Consider the following 18,576-nt stretch of genomic DNA (forward strand, 5'->3'; position numbering starts at 1 on the left):
CTCGACGTGATGGTCGAGGCCCTGCAGCGCGGCGACGCCGCGCTCGCCTCCCGAACCATCCAGCGGCTCGTTGCGGAGCAGATCACCGGCGCCGACTCACTGATCCGCACCGTCAACGCCCTTGGGGCGATCGCCGAACTCGAACTCGACCACCGCACCACTCTGCAGCACGTCGCGGCAACCGTCGATGAGCTGCAGCCCGGCGACCCGCACGGGCTGCAGGCCGTCACGCTCTTCGCCGAACACGCCGTCGCCGACAACGATCACGCCCTCCTTCTGGATCGGTCGGCCCGCCTGCGGTCGTTTGTCGACGCTGCACCGGCCGACCCCCTCTGGCAAGCCCGGCTCACAGCATGTCTCGCCGACGCCGACGCCCCTGCGACGCCCTGGTCGGTCACCGCCGCCCGGGCCGGCCGAGAGCCCGCTGCGGCCGCCGCTCTGGTGACCGGTGCGTGGCAGCGCGAACAGGAAGGAGAGCGGCTGCTGGGCGCGTTCCACTTGCGTACCGGAGAGATCCACAGCGCCCTGCCCCATCTCATGGCGGGCGGCGAGACCGACACGCTGGGATCCGCAGCCGCACAGCTGCCCGACGAGCCCCTCGACCTGGAGCCCGGAGGGGTGGCCGCACGCCAATCGTGGGAGCGGGTCAGCGCCTTCACGCTTGCCGGAAGGGCTGCCGACCTCCTGCCGGACGAGCAGGCCGTCCAGTGGATGCAGGCCGCCCTCGACGAGGTCGCCGCGAACCGGCCGCCCACGTTCGGCGGCGACAGTGTCCTGGCCGCGTACAGGTCGCTCGCCGGCCTGTCCTGGGCTTGTACGGACGAGCAGGCCCAGTGGTACCTGGATTTCGTCGAGCCGTTCTTCGACCGCCGCCCCGGGTTTGCCAGCAAGTCCGATCAGAGCCATCCCGATGTCCTGATCGCCATCGCGGCACGCCACCCCGAGCTCCGGCGCCGTGCCGTCGAGCAGATGTGCCGCATCCTCGACCTGGCCCCCGGGCGGATGACCGAGATCATCCTGCTCAACGGGGCCAGCCTGCGGTCGGACCCGGAACTGGTGGTCCAGCTGTGCGGGCCGTCGGCCCAGCGCGGCAACGCCCTGGCCGCGGTCGCCCTGACGCTGGTCGGCGCGAGAGCCCAGGCTGCCGACGCCGCACGCCATCAGGTCCGTCACCTCATCACCCCGACCCAGCCGACGCCCCCGGACCTTCTACGCCCCGAATTCGTCGCCCTGCTTGCCGAGGCGCTCGATGACCAGGAGCGCAGCGAACTCGGCGAAGCGCTCAAGGAGGGCGTCCTCAATGCAGATCGCCTGGCCATGCAGCGGCAGGAGCACCTCAACGCGCTCGCGAGCCTGGCCGCCAGTCTCACCGTGGAGCAGCGCGCCGAGGTCTACCCCACCGCGCTCGACGCCGCCGAAGGAAACCTCGACGGGAGCGCGGGAGACGAAGACGGCGGCATGCACCCCTACGACCGGTCAGGCATCAACTGGGGCACGACAACGCTTCGCTACGCCGGACTGCGCGCGGCCGCGGCTCTCTCGGACCGGCCCGAGCAGATCGAGACCCTCGCTACCCTCGCGCTGATCCAACTCCCGCACGCCGACGAGGACGAGGCTCTCACTCTCACCCAGGCGCTCACCATGCTGGACCCCGATCACACCGGCCTGCCTATCGAAGCCCTCGCGGCTCACTCCCTGCCCTGGGTCCGTGTCCTTGCTGCCCGGATGTGGTGCGCCGCCCGGGAAGGGCGGCCAGTCGTCGGAGCGAGCCTGGCCCGGGACCCGAGCCATCACGTGCGCCGGACCATGACAGCCTGTCTGACCGACACCGAACTCCACACATCGCTGCGCCTGGATCTGCGCCACGACCCCCGTCGATCGGTGCGTAGGGCAGCCGGGGCCAGCTGAGGGCCTGGATGGTCGGCGGCCGAGCGGGCGTCCCTGCTGTGACTACGCGAAGGGCTGGCCGCGGTGCCGGGGACCCGTACGACCTGCGCGTCCGCCTCTGTCCCCACCGGAGCTGCGGCAGCGGATGCGCAATCTGGCCGACAGGGGCCCCGCCGTGCTCGGGGGTCCACGGCGGGGCGCTGGGACACCAGCGTGCGATGTCTCCCCGATGTCGGCCACCGGCACTCGGCCGAACGGCGGCAGTCACCCCGGAGGTGGAGGCCCAGGTCCGAAGGAAGCGGGGCGGCGTGTCAGCCGGCGGGCGCAGCATGACGTTCAGATGCGGCCGACCTCCTGACCCGTCGGCGGGCTGGCGGTCCCGTACCGAGCCACGTTCTGCCTGGGGAGCCTGGCGGGGCCTGCAGCCGTCACGCAGGTCCTGGACTGGTTGCTCGCTGAGCACAGCCCACCCGGCGTCGCAGCCCACCCCGCGCCCGGAGTGGCAGGCGCGCCCAGCCGGGCAGGGGTCAGGTCAGCAAGTCGCACAACGCGGCGACACGAAGGTGGGCCCGTGAGGCTGCCGCGTCCCCATCAGTGCACCATTGCCCCCATAGCCCGGCCGGGGCGATGAACGGATCGGCCAGGTGGCTGCCGGCGACTTTGTCGATGTGCAGCAGCGCCCCGATCGCCCAGTGCTGGTCGTAGTAGAGATCCCGGCGGCGCAGGTAGCGCTCGAGGTAGAGCGAGAGATGTTGCGCGTCGGCCGGGGTGCCGAGCCTGGCCAGGGCCAGGCAGTATCCCTGGCCGGCGAAGCACATCTGGCTCGGTAGCAGCAGCTCGCCGAGCCGGTCGCGGAACGTCTCACGCCGGTCGGCGGCGATCATCCAGGCCGCGGTCAGCCTTGGGCGCCAATCGGGCTGTGCCAGAAGCCCGGTCAGCTCCCCGTCGCTCACCTGGGCCGCATCCCGGCGCAGAGAGGCAAGGAGATGGTCGCGATCGCGTGGCGGCATGGCGGCCACGTCCCGTGCAGCAGCTTGAGGTAGCGACGCTTGGGCTCATGCAGAGTCGTCACGTAGCGGCGGATCAGATCCGGCGTGCCGGTCCCAGCCTGGTCGGTATACACCCCGCCCATCCTGCCCCGCCTCAGCGGTCCGGCTCCAACCGATTCAGGAGGTCCCGGCGCCCGGTGGAACAGGCGTAGAGGCCTTGAAGGTGTGCGCTGTTGGCGGCCGGGCGCTGGCGCTCCCGGGGCCGCTATCGGTCTTCGTGGGTGCTGGTCCAGGCGGCGAGGGCCTGCAGCGTGCCTTCCGGCATCGCCCCGTCCCATGCCTGTTCGAGGACGGGCGGACGTTGTGGAGGCGCGCGCACAGGGGAAGGCTCATGGGGGGTCGAGGATCGGCTGGGCGAACCAGGCTGGCTCTGGGGGCCGTATCGGGTGAACAGGTGCTGCAGCCGCTCGCGGTGGCGGATCGCGAAGTCCTCCAGGCGGGCCTGGTAGGCCGCCTCGTAGCCGTCTTGGCCGTCGGGCGGGGTCGAGACACGGTCGGCGACGGGCGCCGTGCACTCAGTTCGCGCGAGGAGGCCTGATGCCACGTAGCTGGCAACCCGGGTCGAGAGCTGCCTCGATGGTAGGTGACCGGGGGAAGGTGGTCGCCGGTAGCGGGCCCCGCCCCGGTTGGGTTCCTGTCGGCTGTGCAGCTCTTCGTGGTCCACGCTCCCGGCGTGACCTCCGCAGTCCCGGTCGACCTCTGCCCGCGCGGCCACTCCGGTCGGCGGCTTCCCGACCGATCATGCTGCGCGGGTGGGCGACTTGGCGATCACCTGGCGGAGGAGGTCGGAGTTGCTTTCGGTTCGCTTCAACCGATCGAGGAGCAGCTCGGTGGCAGGCTGGGTGTCCAGGCCGCTGAGGACCCGGCGCAGTGTCCAGGTGGCGGAGGTGCGGGCGGGGCCGAGGAGGAGTTCCTCGCGGCGGGTGCCGGACGCGCGGACGTCGACGGCCGGGAAGATGCGCTTGTCCGCGAGGCGGCGGTCCAGGCGCAGCTCCATGTTGCCGGTGCTCTTGAACTCTTCGAAGATCAGGTCGTCCATGCGGGAGCCGGTGTCGACCAGGGCGGTGGCGGCGGTGGCCGAACACCACAGCCAGACCGGCTTCGGGTCCCGGTCGCCCGGCAGGCGCTCGACCTTCAACTGCACCAACGTGCCATGCAAGACGGGTAGTTCCTCTTCCGCGTGCTCTAGCCAGGGGCCGTGGTGGGCGAGTCTGGGGTGCATCCGGTCCCACGCCGCCGCCCTGCTGCTGGTCGGCGAGGAGGGGCTGAACGAGCTCGGCCTGGAGCCGCTCGGCCGCTACGTCGGCGGCGCCGCCGGGGTCGCCCGGACGTGATGGGCATCGGGCAGATCCGCGCAGTCCGGCGGGTGCTCCGGCGCACCGGCCGGTCGCTGGCCGGCGTGGACACCGCCGAGTCCAACGAGGCCTTCGCCGCCCAGGTGCCCTGGCCTGCGTCCGGGAGCTCGGCATCGCCACGGAGAGGGTCAACCCCCAGACCAGCGCGATCGCCCTGGGCCACCCGCTGGGCGGCTCCGGTGCCCATCTGCTCACCACGGCCCCCGATGCGGCGCGCCGGCGACCGCCGGGGCTCGGCGACCATGTCGGCGTCGGACACGGCACCGCCGTCCTCGTCGACCGCGACTGACCCCGCGCCACGGGGCACGCCTGCGGTCACCGCCATGGCTGCCCGCGGAATCGAGGTGTTCGTGGACGGCCCGGCCGGCCGGGTGCGATCCGGGGCCGGCCGGGCTGCGGTTCAGATTCCGTACACCTCGAACGACCACAGGGAGTAGCCGTAGGCGGTGCCGCGTGCGGTGGCGTTCAGCCGGATGTAGCGGCCCGAACCGGACAGGCCGGTGAGGTCCTGCACTCCTCCGGTACCGGTGGTGGTGGAGTAGATCGTCGTCCACGCGACGCCGTCGTTCGAGGTCTGGATCTGGAAGGCCCGGGCGTACGCCACCTCCCAGGACAGCTTCACCTCGGACACCTGACGCGTGGAGCCCAGGTCGACCTGGAGCCACTGCGGATCCGCCGCCGCGCTGGACCAGCGCGTCCCCGAGCTGCCGTCGGTGGCCAGGTTCGCGGTGAACCCCGTCCCGGACTCGACCGACGAGGCCGTGGTCGGCCGGTTCAGCGCGAGGTCGGCCGGGGTCTGTGTCCCGCCGCTGCCGTACACCTCGAACGACCACAGGGAGTAGCCGTAGGCGGTGCCGCGTGCGGTGGCGTTCAGCCGGATGTAGCGGCCCGAACCGGACAGGCCGGTGAGGTCCTGCACTCCTCCGGTACCGGTGGTGGTGGAGTAGATCGTCGTCCACGCGACGCCGTCGTTCGAGGTCTGGATCTGGAAGGCCCGGGCGTACGCCACCTCCCAGGACAGCTTCACCTCGGACACCTGACGCGTGGAGCCCAGGTCGACCTGGAGCCACTGCGGATCCGCCGCCGCGCTGGACCAGCGCGTCCCCGAGCTGCCGTCGGTGGCCAGGTTCCCGGTGAACCCCGTCCCGGACTCGACCGACGAGGCCGTGGTCGGCCGGTTCAGCGCGAGGTCGGCCGGGGTGACGGTCCAGGTGAAGGAGGCGCTGCCGGCGGTGCCGCTGGTGGCGGTCGCGGTGACGGTGACCGTGCCGGTGCCGGGGCCGGTGGGTGTTCCGGTGATCGTCCCGGTCGACGGGTTGACGGTGAGGCCGGCCGGCAGACCGGTGGCCGAGTAGGTCAGCGGGTTGCCCTTGGAGTCGCTGGCGCTGATCTGCAGCGACGCCGCGCTGCCGACCGTGCTGGACTGGGTGCCGGGGTTGACGACAGTGACGGTCTCGGTGCCGGTCGTGCCCGTCGGGGTGAGGGTCAGGGTCTGGTCGGCGGCGGTGCGGGTGCCTCCGACGCTGCTGCCGGTGGTGTTGGTCCAGGCGCGGGCCGGCGTGGTCTCGACGACCCGCCCGGAGACCGAGGACATGCCGAGCACCAGGCCGCTGTAGCGGTTGACGAGGCGGAACGTGCCGGTGGGCGAGGTGTTCTTGAGGACGAACCACTGCTGGCCGACGGTCGGGCTGCCGGACATGGTGGTGGCGGTCGGCGCGGTGCCCCAGGCCCGGTTCGCCGTGGAGGACGAGTTGACGCCCAGGGCCTGCCCGGTGGCGGCGTTGGTGACGGTGAAGGATCCGTCGCCATTGCCGGTGAAGGACCAGGATTGCAGGGTCGACCCGTTGGCCGCTGCGGACGTGGTCGCGTTGCTACCGGAGACCTGGGCCAGGACCTGGCCGGATCCGTTGCCGATCACGTAGGTCTTGGAGGTGTCGACCGGCGGGAGGGCCGGGGACGACGAGCCGAGCGTGATGTCGGTGTATCCGCCGAAGCTCCCGCACTCGATGACGCAGTAGTAGCGGAAGGTCTTGCCGAGGATGGTGGAGTTGGTGGCGTTCGCACCGTCGACCAGCCAGCGGTACCACGAGGCCTGGGTGTGGCTGCCGGAGTCGGCGGCCAGGTACCACTTCTGGGTCGACAGGTCGTCGGTGACGTAGAACTGCTGGGGCTTGTTGCTGGACTGGTCCGACTGGGGCGTGGCGATGTACAGGCCGAGGTAGGCGCTGTAGGAGATGTTCATGACGGCCAGGGGTGAGCTGGGGGGCAGCGTCCCGGCGGCGATCTGCTGGTCGACGTTGCCGGTGTTGGCCGGGTTGTAGTCCTTGGCGATGGGCGTGTAGCCGTTGGGGTTGGCGGCGGTGGCGGGGACCAGGTTGCTCTCCAGGCCCCCCACTCCGGGCTGGGACCAGGAGCCGTTGTACCACTTCTGCCAGGTGCCGGTCGCCATCTTTCCGGACATCGGCGCGCGGGCGATGTGGGTCAGCCAGTCGGTGCTGCCGCCGGCGCCGCTCTTGGGCACGATCCGGGTGCTGTAGCCCACGTAGAAGTAGCCGGAGGCCTGGTCGACGAAGAGCCGCGGGTCGCCGTCGCCGTAGGCGTAGGTCTGGTTCGGGAACGCGGTGGTGTCGTTGCGTAGGGTGCTGTAGGGGGAGGTGATGGCGTGGCCGGTGATCGTCCAGAGCTTGCCCTGGTTGGTGGAGACGGCGTAGTCGATCGAGTCGTAGTGCAGGCCGTCGCCGAACGGGCTGCCGGTGAACTCGTTGTGCACCAGGCCGTACCAGTTGCCGGTGTCCGGGTCGACCCAGGTGCCGATCAGGTCGCAGTAGTTGGGCAGCGAGTAGCCGCTGCCGGCGGTCGCGGTCACGCCGGTCGGGCTGTTGTTGCAGCGCCAGACCGTGTTGGCGTTGCTGTCCTGGGGGTTGGCGGGGTTGGCCGCGTTGCTGATGGCGGTGTTCTTCGAGGCGGTGTCGAAGTTGGTGCCGCTGTAGAACTGCCAGTAGTGGTTGGGGGAGCTCGCGTCGTCGTACTGCGAGAAGGACTCCTGGAAGTAGAAGGTGCCGTCCTTGTCGATGTACGGGGTGGCGGGGCTGTCCGTCCCGAACGGGAAGGAGCCGCTCGATCCGACCGTGACCGTGTAGGTGGCGCTCGGGGGCGTGGCCGACGCCGTGGCGGGCGCGCCGACCGTTGCGGCACCGGCGAGGAGGGCGGTGACGGCCAGTGCCGTGGCACGGCGTACGGCCGAGCCGAGGCGTGCGGCGTGCGGGGTTGGGGATCTCATGGGTGGTGCTCCTCCGATCAGAGGTGGTGCACGTGGGGGATGCTGACCCGTCTGTCGCACGGGTCAGGTCCTGCTTCCACCGGCTAGTTCGGCGCCCGTGCTCTCTTGCCGTCGAAGGCTGTTTCGGCGGGCGGGGTGCTGGTCGCTGGCGTAGGAGGTGGCGTTCTCGGGAGGTGGGGACACTGCGCCGGGCGGGCGCGAATGCGCTCAGTCCTTGATGTGGGCCACGAGTTCGTCGATGAACGCGGCCCACTCGGTCCGCTCCGCGGGCCTGCCGGGGACACCGGGCCGGCGCTGCCAGGGCAGCGGCCCGTCCGCTCGCCGGTACTCCACGCCGAGGGCGTCCAGCCGGAGCAGGTGCGCGGCGAGGCGGGTGCGGAAGTCGGCGACGTCGCGTTCTCCGGTACTCCAGAGGGCTTCGGCGATGGCGCACAGGCGGGGGAAGGCGTAGTAGTCGACGCTGCGCGGGGAGTCCATGTGCTCGGTCCAGATGTTGGCCTGTCCGCCGATGACGCGGGCCGCCTCCTCGGGTGTGAGGCCGTCGGGCACGGGGTCGAAGCCGTAGGCGTCCTCGAGGGTGAGGGGGACGGCGAAGGGGATCGGCTCATCCGGGTGTTCGGACTGCCGGTAGTCGAGGTGGACCTGGTCGTCGGGGCAGGAGACGACGTCGTAGCCGCGGCGGGCCGCGGTGCGGGCTCCGGTCATGCCGCGCCAGGAGGCGACGACGGTCCCGGCGGATACGGGGCCCTCCAGGATCTCGTCCCAGCCGAAGACCCGTCGGCCGTGCTGGGACAGGTGCGTGCCGAGACGCTCGATGAACCAGGCCTGCAGTCCGCTCTCGTCCGTCAGTCCCCGCTGCCGCATCAGTTCCTGGGTGCGATCGTCCGCGCGCCAGTGGTCCTTGGGGCATTCGTCGCCGCCGAGGCCGATGTGGGGGCTGGGGAACAGTTCGATGATCTCGTCGAGGACGCCGCGGAAGAAGTCGACGGTGCTCTCCTCCGCGTTGAGGATGTTCGGGTTGATCCCCCAGCGGGTGCGGACCTCCAACGCCTCACCGGGGAGCCCGAGTTCGGGATAGGCGGCGATGGCGGCCTGGGTGTGGCCGGGAACGTCGATCTCGGGCACGACGGTAATGTGCCGTTCGGCGGCGTAGCCGACGATCTCGCGGATGTCGTCCTGGGTGTAGTAGCCGCCGTGCGGCCGGCCGTCGCCGGGGGCGTCCTCGGCCGCACCGAGCTGGGACTCGCGGCGCCAGGAGCCGACCTCCGTCAGCCTCGGGTGGCGGCGGATCTCCACCCGCCAGCCCTGGTCATCGCTCAGGTGCAGGTGCAGCACGTTGAGGCGGTGCAGCGCGAGCAGGTCGACGAACCGGAGCAGGTCCCGCTTGGGCATGAAGTGCCGGGCGACGTCGAGCATGACGCCCCGCCAGTGGAACTTCGGCGCGTCCTCGACCGTCACGGCCGGCAGTGCCCAGCGCTGTCCGGGCACCCGGGCGCGGCGTTGGATCACCGGCGGCAGCAGTTGGAGCAGGGACTGGCAGCCGCGGAAGACGCCGGCCGGGGCGCCGCCCTCGATCAGCGCGCTCGCGTCGGTGACGGTGAGGCGGTACGCCTCGGGCGCGAGGTCCGCGCGCAGGCCCAGGCTGATCGGGTGCCGGGCGGCGGGGTCGAGGGGGAGGGGAAGTCCGGTGGCGGGACGCAGTGCGCCCTGGAGCCACACGGCGGTCGCGATGAGCTCGTGGTGGGCCGTGATGGCGGTGGTCTCGTCGAGGAGGAACTCGCCGGTGCCGATCCTGAGTGAGGCGGGGCGGGGCAGCAGCATGGGGTGGTTCAGCCTTTCACCGCGCCGGCGGAGACGCCGGAGACGAGCTTGCGCTGCACGAGCAGGAAGAAGACGACGACCGGGAGGGAGAAGACGACCGAGCCGGCCATCTGTCCGCTGAAGTCGGTGCCGGTGGTGGGCGTGCTGAAGGAGGCCAGCCACACGGGCAGGGTGTAGTGGTCCTGGTTCTTCATGAAGGTGAAGGCGATCAGGTAGTCGTTCCACGCCGTGATGAACGCGAAGACCCTGGAGGCGACGACACCAGGGGCGACGAGCGGTCGGACAGCCGCCGTGCCATCGGCAGGTCGTGCCAGCCCAGGTGTGCCGCCTGCCAGATGACGCCCTGGTCGTCGACGATGCCGGGGCTGGCGACCCGGCCGGGCGCTCGGGTGACCAGGTCTGCGGCCAGTTGCTCGACCAGGTCAGCGGCCCGGTCCGCGAGCGCGTCGCCAATCGGCAGCCGCGCTCGCTCGACCACTTCACCTCGCAGGTTCAGCAGCGCGCCGCGGAAGTGCTCGGCGTGCGAGAGGTCGAGCGCCACCAGGTGCGCGGAGCCGTCCTGGATCTCCATCAGCACGGACGGCTTGCCGAGCCGCCGCTGCGCCCGCACGTCGGGCCCGGTCTCCGCGACCAGCGCGTCGGCCTGCAGTTCGGCGATCAGCGCCGAGACCGTCGGCGCGGTCAGGCCGGAAGCCCGCACCAGGTCGGCCCGGCTCATCGCGCCGTCGTGGAACAGCGCCGCCAGCAGCAGCGCGCGGTTGTGCGGGCGGTTTTCCTGGGTCTGCGCCTTGGTCCGTCCGGCGGGGGGACGCGTTCCCGGTGCCAGGTCGAACAGGCCGCGCGGCGGACGGATCGACTCGGTGGGCGCGGAACGGGCGGAACCCACGGGGCACCTCCTTCGCTGACTGGAAGCCGTTTTTTCTTAGGTGGCCTTAGTTAATGTGCCACGAATGCTCGACGTCCCGACCGGCGACTGTCAAGCCCCCGGCCCCGATTGCGAGTTCCCCTTGACACGGGCCGTCGCCGCCAGCACAGTTTGCGCAAAGCTGCTCGATAGGCCCATGAAGAGTGCACCTTTGATCAACTACGTTGGCTACCCCGGTCCCCCGGCGCCCCCACCTTGCCCGTCGTCGAGAGAACAGCCGACCGCGAGGAGTCAGCCCCGTGCCCCCTCCTCCCGCATCAGCCGCCGCACCGTCCTGTCGGGCGCGGCCGCAAGCGCCGCCACCGGCGCGCTGCCCACCGCCCTCCGGGCCGTACTCGACCGTCCACTCCCCGCGGGCAGCGGCGGCATCGCCGACGTCGCGCACGTCGTCTGTGCGTCCACCCACATCGGCACGTCCACCGTGCCCAGCGGGAGCGGCAACCTGAAGGGGTGGCAGGGCGCTTCGTCGAGTACTACCTCGGCATCGACAGTTACTCGGCCATGCCCCGCGCGGACGTCGTCTTCGGCGGGCCGACGAGCACCGACGCGGGCGGGCTGATCGGCGCGTCGACGGCCAACTATGAGTACGGCGGCTGCGTCGGCCGGTCCAACTACCAGGCCACGCAGGCCGGCAGCGGTACCCACGTGTCCCGTGGGCACCTTTCCGGCGGCGGCGGGAGCGGGAGCGGGCTGGTGCCTGCGGCTTCGGGGCGGTGCCTGGACGATCCTGCGTCCAGTACGACCAACGTCAGGAGCAGGCCCGCGCCCTTCGGGGCGCGGGCCTGCTCGATGCACGCGGACGTGCGCAGCACGGGGTCGCCTCACACAGCGCTACCACCGATTACGAGACAGAGCCAGATGCGCCGGCGGCTTCGCCGGTTGCACAAGGAGGGCCTGGTGGAGAGCGTCGTCCTCCCGCAGGCCGGACGGCTGATGGCCTGGTACCTGACCGAGCACGGCGTTCGGATCGCCGCGACCTTCCCCGGAGTGGTCCGACCTGTATGCCAGGCAACCGGTCGACGCAACTCATGTAACCCCGAGCCGCGTTCCGGATCGATTTCGTGTCGAACGAGACCTTGACTATGGATGCGTCAACTGTCACCGTTTGCTTGAAATTGCTCATAAGGTCCATTGATCAAGCAGATTCAAGCATTGCCGTCCATCAGTCTCAGGGCGCCCCCATGAGATGGCACCACCGTCTGGTCGGCCTCGTTCCGGCGGTCACCCTGGGCAGCAACTCCTCGCAGGTACCTGCATGGCACCTCGACCTGGAGCGGAAGCAGCTGACCCGCCTCGGTTGGGAGCTCACCGACTACGCGAACTGCATGCACCGCTGACGCCGGGAAAGACCAGCACCTGCGTCGGGCTCGATGTGCGACGGCTCCGTCAAAGGATCCACAGCATGACGCAACAGGCCCAAGGTGCCGTCCTGCGGATCACCTGACCGAAGCGGCTGATTCGAGCCCCGCCTGTGAGCACCACGACTCGGCGGATGTCGTTGGTGGGGCGGGGGCGGGGGGCGGGTTCTGCGGCTGCCCTCGACAGAAACGGTACAGATCAGGGTTCCTTTCGGACGGGTGGAAGCCGGGACGCTCGAAGCCCGTCAGTCTCTGACGATCGGGGAGTTCTCGCCGCGTATGGATGACGTTTTCACAGCCGGCCCGTTCCACACGGTGCTGCGCTCGGCGATCGCTGCTCGGGGTCTTGGTCTGGAGCGCCTTCGTGATCGGCTGGCTGCCCGCGGCCTGTCCGTCAGCATCTCCACTCTCAGCAACTGGCAGCGCGGAGTCAGCCGCCCACGCCGGCCGGACAGTCTGCACGTCGTGGCGGTACTGGAGGCCGTGCTCGACCTGCCCGGTGGGACCCTCGGCCGCCTGCTGGACGTACCCGTCCGGGGCGGCCGCGCCGCCAGGCCACCCGGGGCCCAGGGCGCGCCATTGTGGCAGGCCCTGCGTCTGCGGGCCCTGTTCGACGAACCGGTCGACGACGGACTGGATGTCCTCGCCGTTCAGGAGGATGTGACGGTGACCCGTACCGGGTCCACGGCGACGGTCCGCCTCGTCGTCCGCGCCCGCCGCCCCGAAGTGGACCGGCATGTGGTGCTCACACGCGGCAGCGGCGCACTGCCCGAGATCCGGGCCGGCCGCGACTGCCGTCTCGGCCGGGTGCGCACCGATCCGGAGGCCGCCCTGGTAGCCGCCGAGCTGCTGTGGGCCCCGCTCGGCGCGGGTGAGACCTTCGCGTTGGAGTACCACCTCACGGCCGGTCGGCCGGAGCCCTGTCACGGCTGGTGGTTTCGCCGCGCCGGGCAGCGCCTCGACCTGACGGTCCGCTTCGCGCCTGGCACCGGCGTCGACCAGGCGTACCGGGTCTGGCAGCTGGACGGCGGCTCCCCGCACAAGGACGTGGCGACGTTGCGCGTCATCGACGGCCGGGTGCACCTGGCGGACTACGACGTACCGCCGGGCTTCCACGGCATCCGCTGGAACCCGTGACGCATTGCCGGATCGCGGCGGCCAGCACCTCGCGCTCTGCCCTCGGCCGTGTGGAACCTGGGCGGCCCGACGGTGCGGAACAGCGAAGACCCCGGGCTCCCCTGATGGTCGAACGCCGCCCCCTTGAAGGGGACTTGAGACGTCGAATCTGTAATTCAACAGCGGCAGGGACGCGTGACGCGGACATGGCCGCACCGCCACGCTGTCGCACTATGAAGCGAACCCTCCTTGTCGGCTCGCTGGCCCTCGTGGTCGGCAGCCTCGCGATAGTCGGCACGGGCGTCAGTGCGTCCGCCGCCCCCGCCGCTTCGGCAGCCGTGCAGCCCAAGCCCTCCGACGCCCAAGCCCTCCAGGATGCGACCGACCAGGTCACCGCCCACCCCCAGGCGGTCCTGGCCGGCTCCCACGACACGTTCCGGGCCCGCAGCGTGCAGGTGGACGCCGGCGGCACCCGGCACGTCCACTTCGACCGCAGCTACGACGGCCTGCCGGTCCTGGGAGGTGACGTGCTCGTCCACTCCGGCCCCGGTGGCCAGCTCGACGCCGTCACCCTCAGCCTCCGGGCCCCGCTCAGCCTGTCTGTGACCCCCTCGGTCACCGGCAAGGAGGCGGTCACTTCCGCCGCCCCCCTCTTCAGGGGTACCAAGGACAGCACCACCGCCACGCTGACGGTCGACGCCCTGGGCGCCGCCCCGAAGCTGGTCTGGGAGGTCGTCGTCCACGGCACTGCCGCCGACCAGTCGCCGAGCCACCTGCACGTCCTGGTGGACGCCAGGACCGGTGCCGTCGGGCAGAGTTGGGACACCTACTCGACCTTCCTGCCCGAGGGTGTCCACACCGGGCCCGCCGCTGGCGGCACCGCCCTGACCGCCACGGTCGCCGCGTCCGGCGCCGGAAGGGGCTATCAGGTCGGCGCCGTCACGCTGTCCACCACCGGCTCCGCCGCCGGCTACACCCTCGTCGACCCCGACCGCGGCAACGGAGAGACCCGCGACGCCCAGAACAAGACCGTCCTCCACGACTCCCCGCCCGCCGGCTGGGGCAGCGCCTTCACCGACGCCGACAACACCTGGGGCGACGGCACCCTCGGTGACCGCGCCACCGTCGCCGTGGACGCCCACTACGGCATCCAGGCCACCTGGGACTTCTACAAGAACGTGCTGGGCCGCAACGGCATCAAGAACGACGGCGTCGGCGCCCGTTCCTTCGTGCACTACGGCACCAACTACGGGAACGCCGGGTGGGACGACGACAGCTTCTCGATGGTCTACGGCGACGGAGCGGTGGGCTCGAAGCCGTTCACCGAGATCGACGTGGCCGGCCACGAGATGAGCCACGGCGTCACCGCCGCCACCGCGGGCCTGCTCTACTTCGGCGACGCCGGCGGCCTGAACGAGGCCACCTCCGACATCATGGGCACGATGGTCGAGTTCAACGCGAACAACCCGGCCGATGCACCCGACTACCTGATCGGCGAGAAGATCGACATCAACGGCAACGGCACCCCGCTGCGCTGGATGGACGATCCGAGCAAGGACGGCCGCTCGGCCAGGTGCTGGTCGCCCACCACCAAGAACCTGGACCCGCACAACTCCTCGGGCGTGGGCAACCACTTCTTCTACCTGCTCGCGGCCGGCTCCGGCCAGTCCCAGTGGGGCAACAGCCCGACCTGCAACACCTCCGACGTCGCCGGCATCGGCAACGACAAGTCCACCAAGATCTGGTACCGGGCACTGTCGGCCTACATGGTCTCCAACACCGACTACCCGGGCGCCCGCACCGCCACCGTCAAGGCCGCCAAGGACCTTTACGGAGCCGGCAGCACCGAGTGCGCCACCGTGGAGAAGGCCTGGAGCGCCGTAAACGTCGCCGCGACCAGCACCACTTGCGGCGCCGGCACCCCGACACCCACGCCGACCCCGACGCCGAGCGGCAACCTGCTGCTCAACCCCGGCTTCGAGTCCGGCACCACCTCCTGGAGCGCGACCTCCGGCGTCATCACCAACGGCACCGGCGCCACCCCGCACTCCGGCTCCTTCTACGCCTGGCTGGACGGCTACGGCACCGCACACACCGACACCGCCTCCCAGGCGGTGGCCGTTCCGGCCGCCGCCACCGCCGCCAGGCTCAGCTTCTGGGGGAAGATCACCACCGAGGAGTTCGGAACCACCGCCTACGACACCCTCAAGGTCCAGGTCGTCACCGGCACCACCACGACCACCCTGGCCACCTACTCCAACGCGGACGCCACCACCGGCTACGTCCAGCGCACGCTCGACCTGTCTGCCTTCAAAGGCAAGACCGTCACGATCAGGTTCACCGGCACCGAGGACGCCGGCCTCAGAACCAGCTTCCTTATCGACGACACCGCGGTCACCACCGGCTGATCCGCACCAACGACCGGCGGCCCGTGCGGGGAACTGCAGGCCCCCGCTCGGGCCGTCCTCGCCCGCCATGAGCGTCATTGCCGCCTTCACGGCGTTGCGTTCGCCGACACCACGCCCGTCAAGGCAAGGGGCGTTCGGGCTCCTCCCCGCACGGCAGTAGTCGAGGCCCACGCCCCCTCCGGGCGGCGTACGTCGTTTCCGGCACGGCCCGTACCCGTCGGCGCCGGGCTGATCGCCGCACATGGCCTCGTCCTCCCCACTGCTCGCCCCCTCTTCGCGACACCGCCACCGTGGACCGCTCCCCCGCCGTCCTGCCGCCGTCCGGCAGTGGACGGGCGGTAGCGGACGGATCGTGCCGAGTGACTTCGGCCGGATCGTCGCCCCGGACGGCTCGCCGCGAGGGTTGTCCCCTCAGGGACTGTCGACGGCGGTGTGGGGGCCGGGGACGTCGTCGCGGGTGGTGTGGAGCTTCTTGAGCGTCCTGGCGACGTGTTGCTCGACGGTGCGGGGCGAGAGGGAGAGGGCTTGGGCGATGTCCTTGTTGGAGGCGCCAGTGGCGAGGAGCCGGGCGACCTGGGTCTCGCGGGGGGAGAGGCGATCGCCGTAGCCGCGCCGGCCACGCGGTGCCGGGCGGCCCAGGCCGAGTGTGCGCAGGTGCTGTTGGCAGCGGGCGGCGTCGGCGGTGGCACCGAGGGCGGTGAAGACGGTGACAGCGTCGGTGAGGTGGCGGGCGGCGGCGTCCGGGTCGGCGGGGGTGAGGGCGAGTGCGGTGAGTTCGAGGGCGAGGGAGGCGTAGTAGGGGCGGCCCATGGCGGTGAGGATGCGGCGGGCACGGTCGAGGGATTCGGCGGCGCCGGCACCGTCGCCGCCGTACAGCAGAATCCGACCGCGGCTGTAGGCGAGGACTGCGCGGAGAACAGGGGCGTCCTCACCCTCCAGGGCCTCTTCGGCCTCGGCGACGATGTCCTGCGCGGCCTCGGGATGACCGTCGGCGAGCGCAGCATTGACGGCAGCCGCAATGAAGAGGGAGGACTGCCCCCAGTCGGACGTGCCGCGCAGCTTCTCCAGAGCGGAACGGGCCACCGCCCAGGCCTCCTGCGGCTGCCCGCGGTGAATGTGGATGGTGCTGATGGCGGTCGCCGCACGCAGGGCGCAGTCAGCCTCCAGGGCCGTTTCCCCGAGGCGGGCGGCGTGCCGGAGGTGCTCCAGGGCAAGCTCCCACTGCCCGCGGACCGCAGCCACGGCTCCACGGCCCAGGCAGGCCTCCATCAGGATGTCGGCGTTGTCGGGATAGCGCGCAAGGAGGGTCGCATGGTCCTCCTCCAGGTGCTCCCAGCGGCCCGCCATCCAGTCCAGCCGCAGCAGTTGGCTGGCACTGCAGGACTCGATGAGCGGAGCCGTACCCAGCCGTCGGGCGAGGTCGAGGCTCTCCCGCAGCAGGGCTTCCGCTTGGCGGTCGTGCCCGGTCGCGAGGGAGTAGTAGCCGACGTTGAAGAGGGCGCGGGCGCTCTGGCGCAGGACTTCGGGATCGGCGTCGTCGCGGGGCAGCCGCTCGACGAGGTCCCGGACGGCCGCGTCGTTGGCCCTGGCCATCAGCGTGAGACGGGTGGCGTGGACGGCGGCACGCGCGCCACGGTTGGGGCTGTCGTGGACGGCGTCCTCGGCACGCGCCATCCACGCCTGCACCTCCCGCGGGGGCCGGCTCGGGTTCACGGCGAGGGCGACCATCGCGCGGGCGGCCACGTCGGGCCGGACGGTGAGTTCCTCGATCGCCCGCTCCAGCTCGCGTTCGCCGCCCTCCGTGTCGCCTCCCTGGTTGACCATGAGCAGGCCGAGAGCGAGGCGGACCTCGCCGCGCGCAGCAGCCGGCAGGTGGGAAGCGGAGAGGATGCGGCGCAGCGCGGTGGCGCCGGTGGTGTAGTCGACACCGTTGACGGCGATCCGGGACAGCGCCAGGGCGGCGCGGGTGCGCAGGTCACCCTCCAGACGGGGCTGGGCGAGGATCTCGTGGATGAGGGTGGCGGCCGTGCCGTCGTCGCCCAGCGCGATGGCCTGGTCGGCGGCGGCTTCCGCCTGACGCAGCCAGGCCGCGGTGTCGCCGAGGGCGCGGGTGTGATGGGCGATCTGGACCAGGGGAGGCGAGGGGGCGGAGGAGAGTGCCCGGACGGCTTGACGGTGCAGATCGAGGCGGCGAGGGCCGAGGATGCCCCGGTGGACGGCCTGCTGGGCGAGTGCGTGGCGGAAGGTGTAGTGACCAGCGGTGCCTTCGCGGAGGACGGTGGCCCGCAGGGCTTCGGTGAGCGCCGGGCCGGCCCGGTCGGGGTCGATGCGGGCGACATCGGTGAGCAGGTGCTGGTCGGCGGGGACGGCGAGGACGGCGGCGGCTTCCACCAGGGCGACAGCGGAGTCGGACAAGGTCGCCATGCGCGAGGCCACCGCTTCGCGCAGTCCCCGGGGGACCTCCGCTTCCGCCAGCACCGCCACGTCGTCCACCGGAGGGCCGTGATAAAGGTGGCGCGGGCGCGGCTGCGCGGTGAGGGTGAGGAGGTCCTCCTCCACGACGAGGGGCAGGCCCGCGCTGCGTTCGAACAGGGTCCGGCTCAGGGCCGTACTCACGCGTGGGCCGAGGACGGTGGCGGCGAGCTCGTGCACCTCGTTCTCGGTGAGGGGGCCGAGGTGGATGTCCGCGCCGCCGGTTCCCGGCGGGCGGCGGTAGGGAGCGCCGAGGACGGGGGTGTCGTCGGAGAGGTCCTCTCCGCGGTAGGTGAGCACCAGGCCGAGCCGTTTGGGCAGGTCACGGGCGAGGAGCAGGAGCAGTTCGCGGGTGGCTTCGTCCGCCCAGTGCAGGTCTTCCACGACCAGGACGACGGGGCCGACGGCGTCGAGTACGGAGCGCACCGCGCCCATCAGTTGGAAGCGTCCGGCGCGTACGTCCTGCAGCGGCGCCGCGGTGGGGGGCAACCGGTGGGCGAGCGCGGGTAGCAGCGGCGCCAGTGCGCCGGCCTGCGGGTTGAGGCGCTCGGGAGGGGGCAGCCAGTCGGTGGTGTCGCTCAGGGCGTCCAGGACCGGGCCGAACGGCAGTGGTTCACGTAGCGGGTGGCACAGTCCGGTGACCACGCGCACCCCGCGCCTGGTCAGGGCGAGGGTGGCTTCGTGGATCAGGCGGGACTTGCCCACGCCGGGCTCGCCCTCCACCAGCACCACGGCCGGCGGGATCTCCAGCACGGTGAGCAGGAGATCCAGTTCCCGGCGCCGGCCGACCCAGGCGAAACCCCGTCCCGAAGCGGCGTCGGAATCACGGTCTACTGCCACAGCCGGCCTCCAAGGGGCGGCACAGCCCTTGCTCGCGCCCCTCCGGATCCCAACGTAGTCGCCGC

The 18,576-nt window shown here is 71.4% G+C and carries 10 protein-coding genes and 2 pseudogenes; 5 read left to right on the top strand and 7 right to left on the bottom strand.

The features are described 5' to 3' along the window. Nucleotides 1–9: 9 nt before the first annotated feature. The gene (locus OG689_RS43575; RefSeq protein WP_266329104.1) at nucleotides 10–1,908 is read left to right on the top strand and encodes a hypothetical protein; all 1,899 of its coding nucleotides are present in this window, start codon (nucleotides 10–12) and stop codon (nucleotides 1,906–1,908) included. A 506-nt stretch (nucleotides 1,909–2,414) separates the two neighbouring features. Here the strand turns inward: OG689_RS43575 and OG689_RS43580 are convergent. Then, nucleotides 2,415–2,897, bottom strand: a complete 483-nt coding sequence (locus tag OG689_RS43580; RefSeq protein ID WP_266329166.1) for a DUF6000 family protein — start codon at nucleotides 2,895–2,897, stop codon at nucleotides 2,415–2,417. A gap of 778 nt (nucleotides 2,898–3,675) precedes the next feature. Then, nucleotides 3,676–4,005, bottom strand: a pseudogene (locus tag OG689_RS43585) (transcription termination factor Rho); the annotation flags it as partial. A 163-nt stretch (nucleotides 4,006–4,168) separates the two neighbouring features. On the opposite strand from OG689_RS43585, the pseudogene OG689_RS43590 reads away from it, so the two are divergent. Then, nucleotides 4,169–4,580 (top strand): annotated as a pseudogene (locus tag OG689_RS43590) (3-oxoadipyl-CoA thiolase); the annotation flags it as partial. 111 nt (nucleotides 4,581–4,691) lie between these two features. Here the strand turns inward: OG689_RS43590 and OG689_RS43595 are convergent. From OG689_RS43595 to OG689_RS43610, 4 genes are all read right to left on the bottom strand, one after another. Continuing rightward, nucleotides 4,692–7,571 carry a discoidin domain-containing protein gene (locus OG689_RS43595; protein WP_266329106.1) on the bottom strand — a complete coding sequence of 960 codons (2,880 nt, stop codon included), beginning with the start codon at nucleotides 7,569–7,571 and terminating at the stop codon, nucleotides 4,692–4,694. Between the two features lie 207 nt (nucleotides 7,572–7,778). Beyond that, entirely contained in the window at nucleotides 7,779–9,392 is a 1,614-nt protein-coding gene (locus OG689_RS43600; RefSeq protein WP_266329108.1) for a beta-N-acetylhexosaminidase, read from the bottom strand. An 8-nt stretch (nucleotides 9,393–9,400) separates the two neighbouring features. Beyond that, the gene (locus OG689_RS43605) at nucleotides 9,401–9,586 is read right to left on the bottom strand and encodes a hypothetical protein (protein WP_266329110.1); all 186 of its coding nucleotides are present in this window, start codon (nucleotides 9,584–9,586) and stop codon (nucleotides 9,401–9,403) included. Nucleotides 9,587–9,600: 14 nt separating this feature from the next. Next, the gene (locus OG689_RS43610; RefSeq protein WP_266329112.1) at nucleotides 9,601–10,278 is read right to left on the bottom strand and encodes an ROK family transcriptional regulator; all 678 of its coding nucleotides are present in this window, start codon (nucleotides 10,276–10,278) and stop codon (nucleotides 9,601–9,603) included. Nucleotides 10,279–11,498: 1,220 nt separating this feature from the next. Here OG689_RS43610 and OG689_RS43615 point away from each other — a divergent pair. The 3 genes from OG689_RS43615 (at nucleotide 11,499) to OG689_RS43625 (ending at nucleotide 15,199) form a co-directional block, all read left to right on the top strand. Further along, complete coding sequence (locus tag OG689_RS43615) at nucleotides 11,499–11,654, top strand: hypothetical protein (RefSeq protein ID WP_266329113.1); 156 nt, start codon at nucleotides 11,499–11,501, stop codon at nucleotides 11,652–11,654. A gap of 300 nt (nucleotides 11,655–11,954) precedes the next feature. After that, nucleotides 11,955–12,812: a hypothetical protein gene (locus OG689_RS43620; protein ID WP_266329114.1), complete on the top strand. Its 858-nt coding sequence runs from the start codon at nucleotides 11,955–11,957 to the stop codon at nucleotides 12,810–12,812. A 212-nt stretch (nucleotides 12,813–13,024) separates the two neighbouring features. Further along, nucleotides 13,025–15,199 (top strand): M4 family metallopeptidase, encoded by a 2,175-nt coding sequence (locus OG689_RS43625; protein ID WP_266329115.1) that lies wholly within the window; start codon nucleotides 13,025–13,027, stop codon nucleotides 15,197–15,199. A 411-nt stretch (nucleotides 15,200–15,610) separates the two neighbouring features. On the opposite strand, the gene OG689_RS43630 is transcribed toward OG689_RS43625, so the two are convergent. Further along, complete coding sequence (locus tag OG689_RS43630) at nucleotides 15,611–18,511, bottom strand: AAA family ATPase (RefSeq protein ID WP_266329116.1); 2,901 nt, start codon at nucleotides 18,509–18,511, stop codon at nucleotides 15,611–15,613. Nucleotides 18,512–18,576: the final 65 nt, after the last annotated feature.

This window comes from Kitasatospora sp. NBC_00240, assembly GCF_026342405.1.
Lineage (GTDB): Bacteria > Actinomycetota > Actinomycetes > Streptomycetales > Streptomycetaceae > Kitasatospora.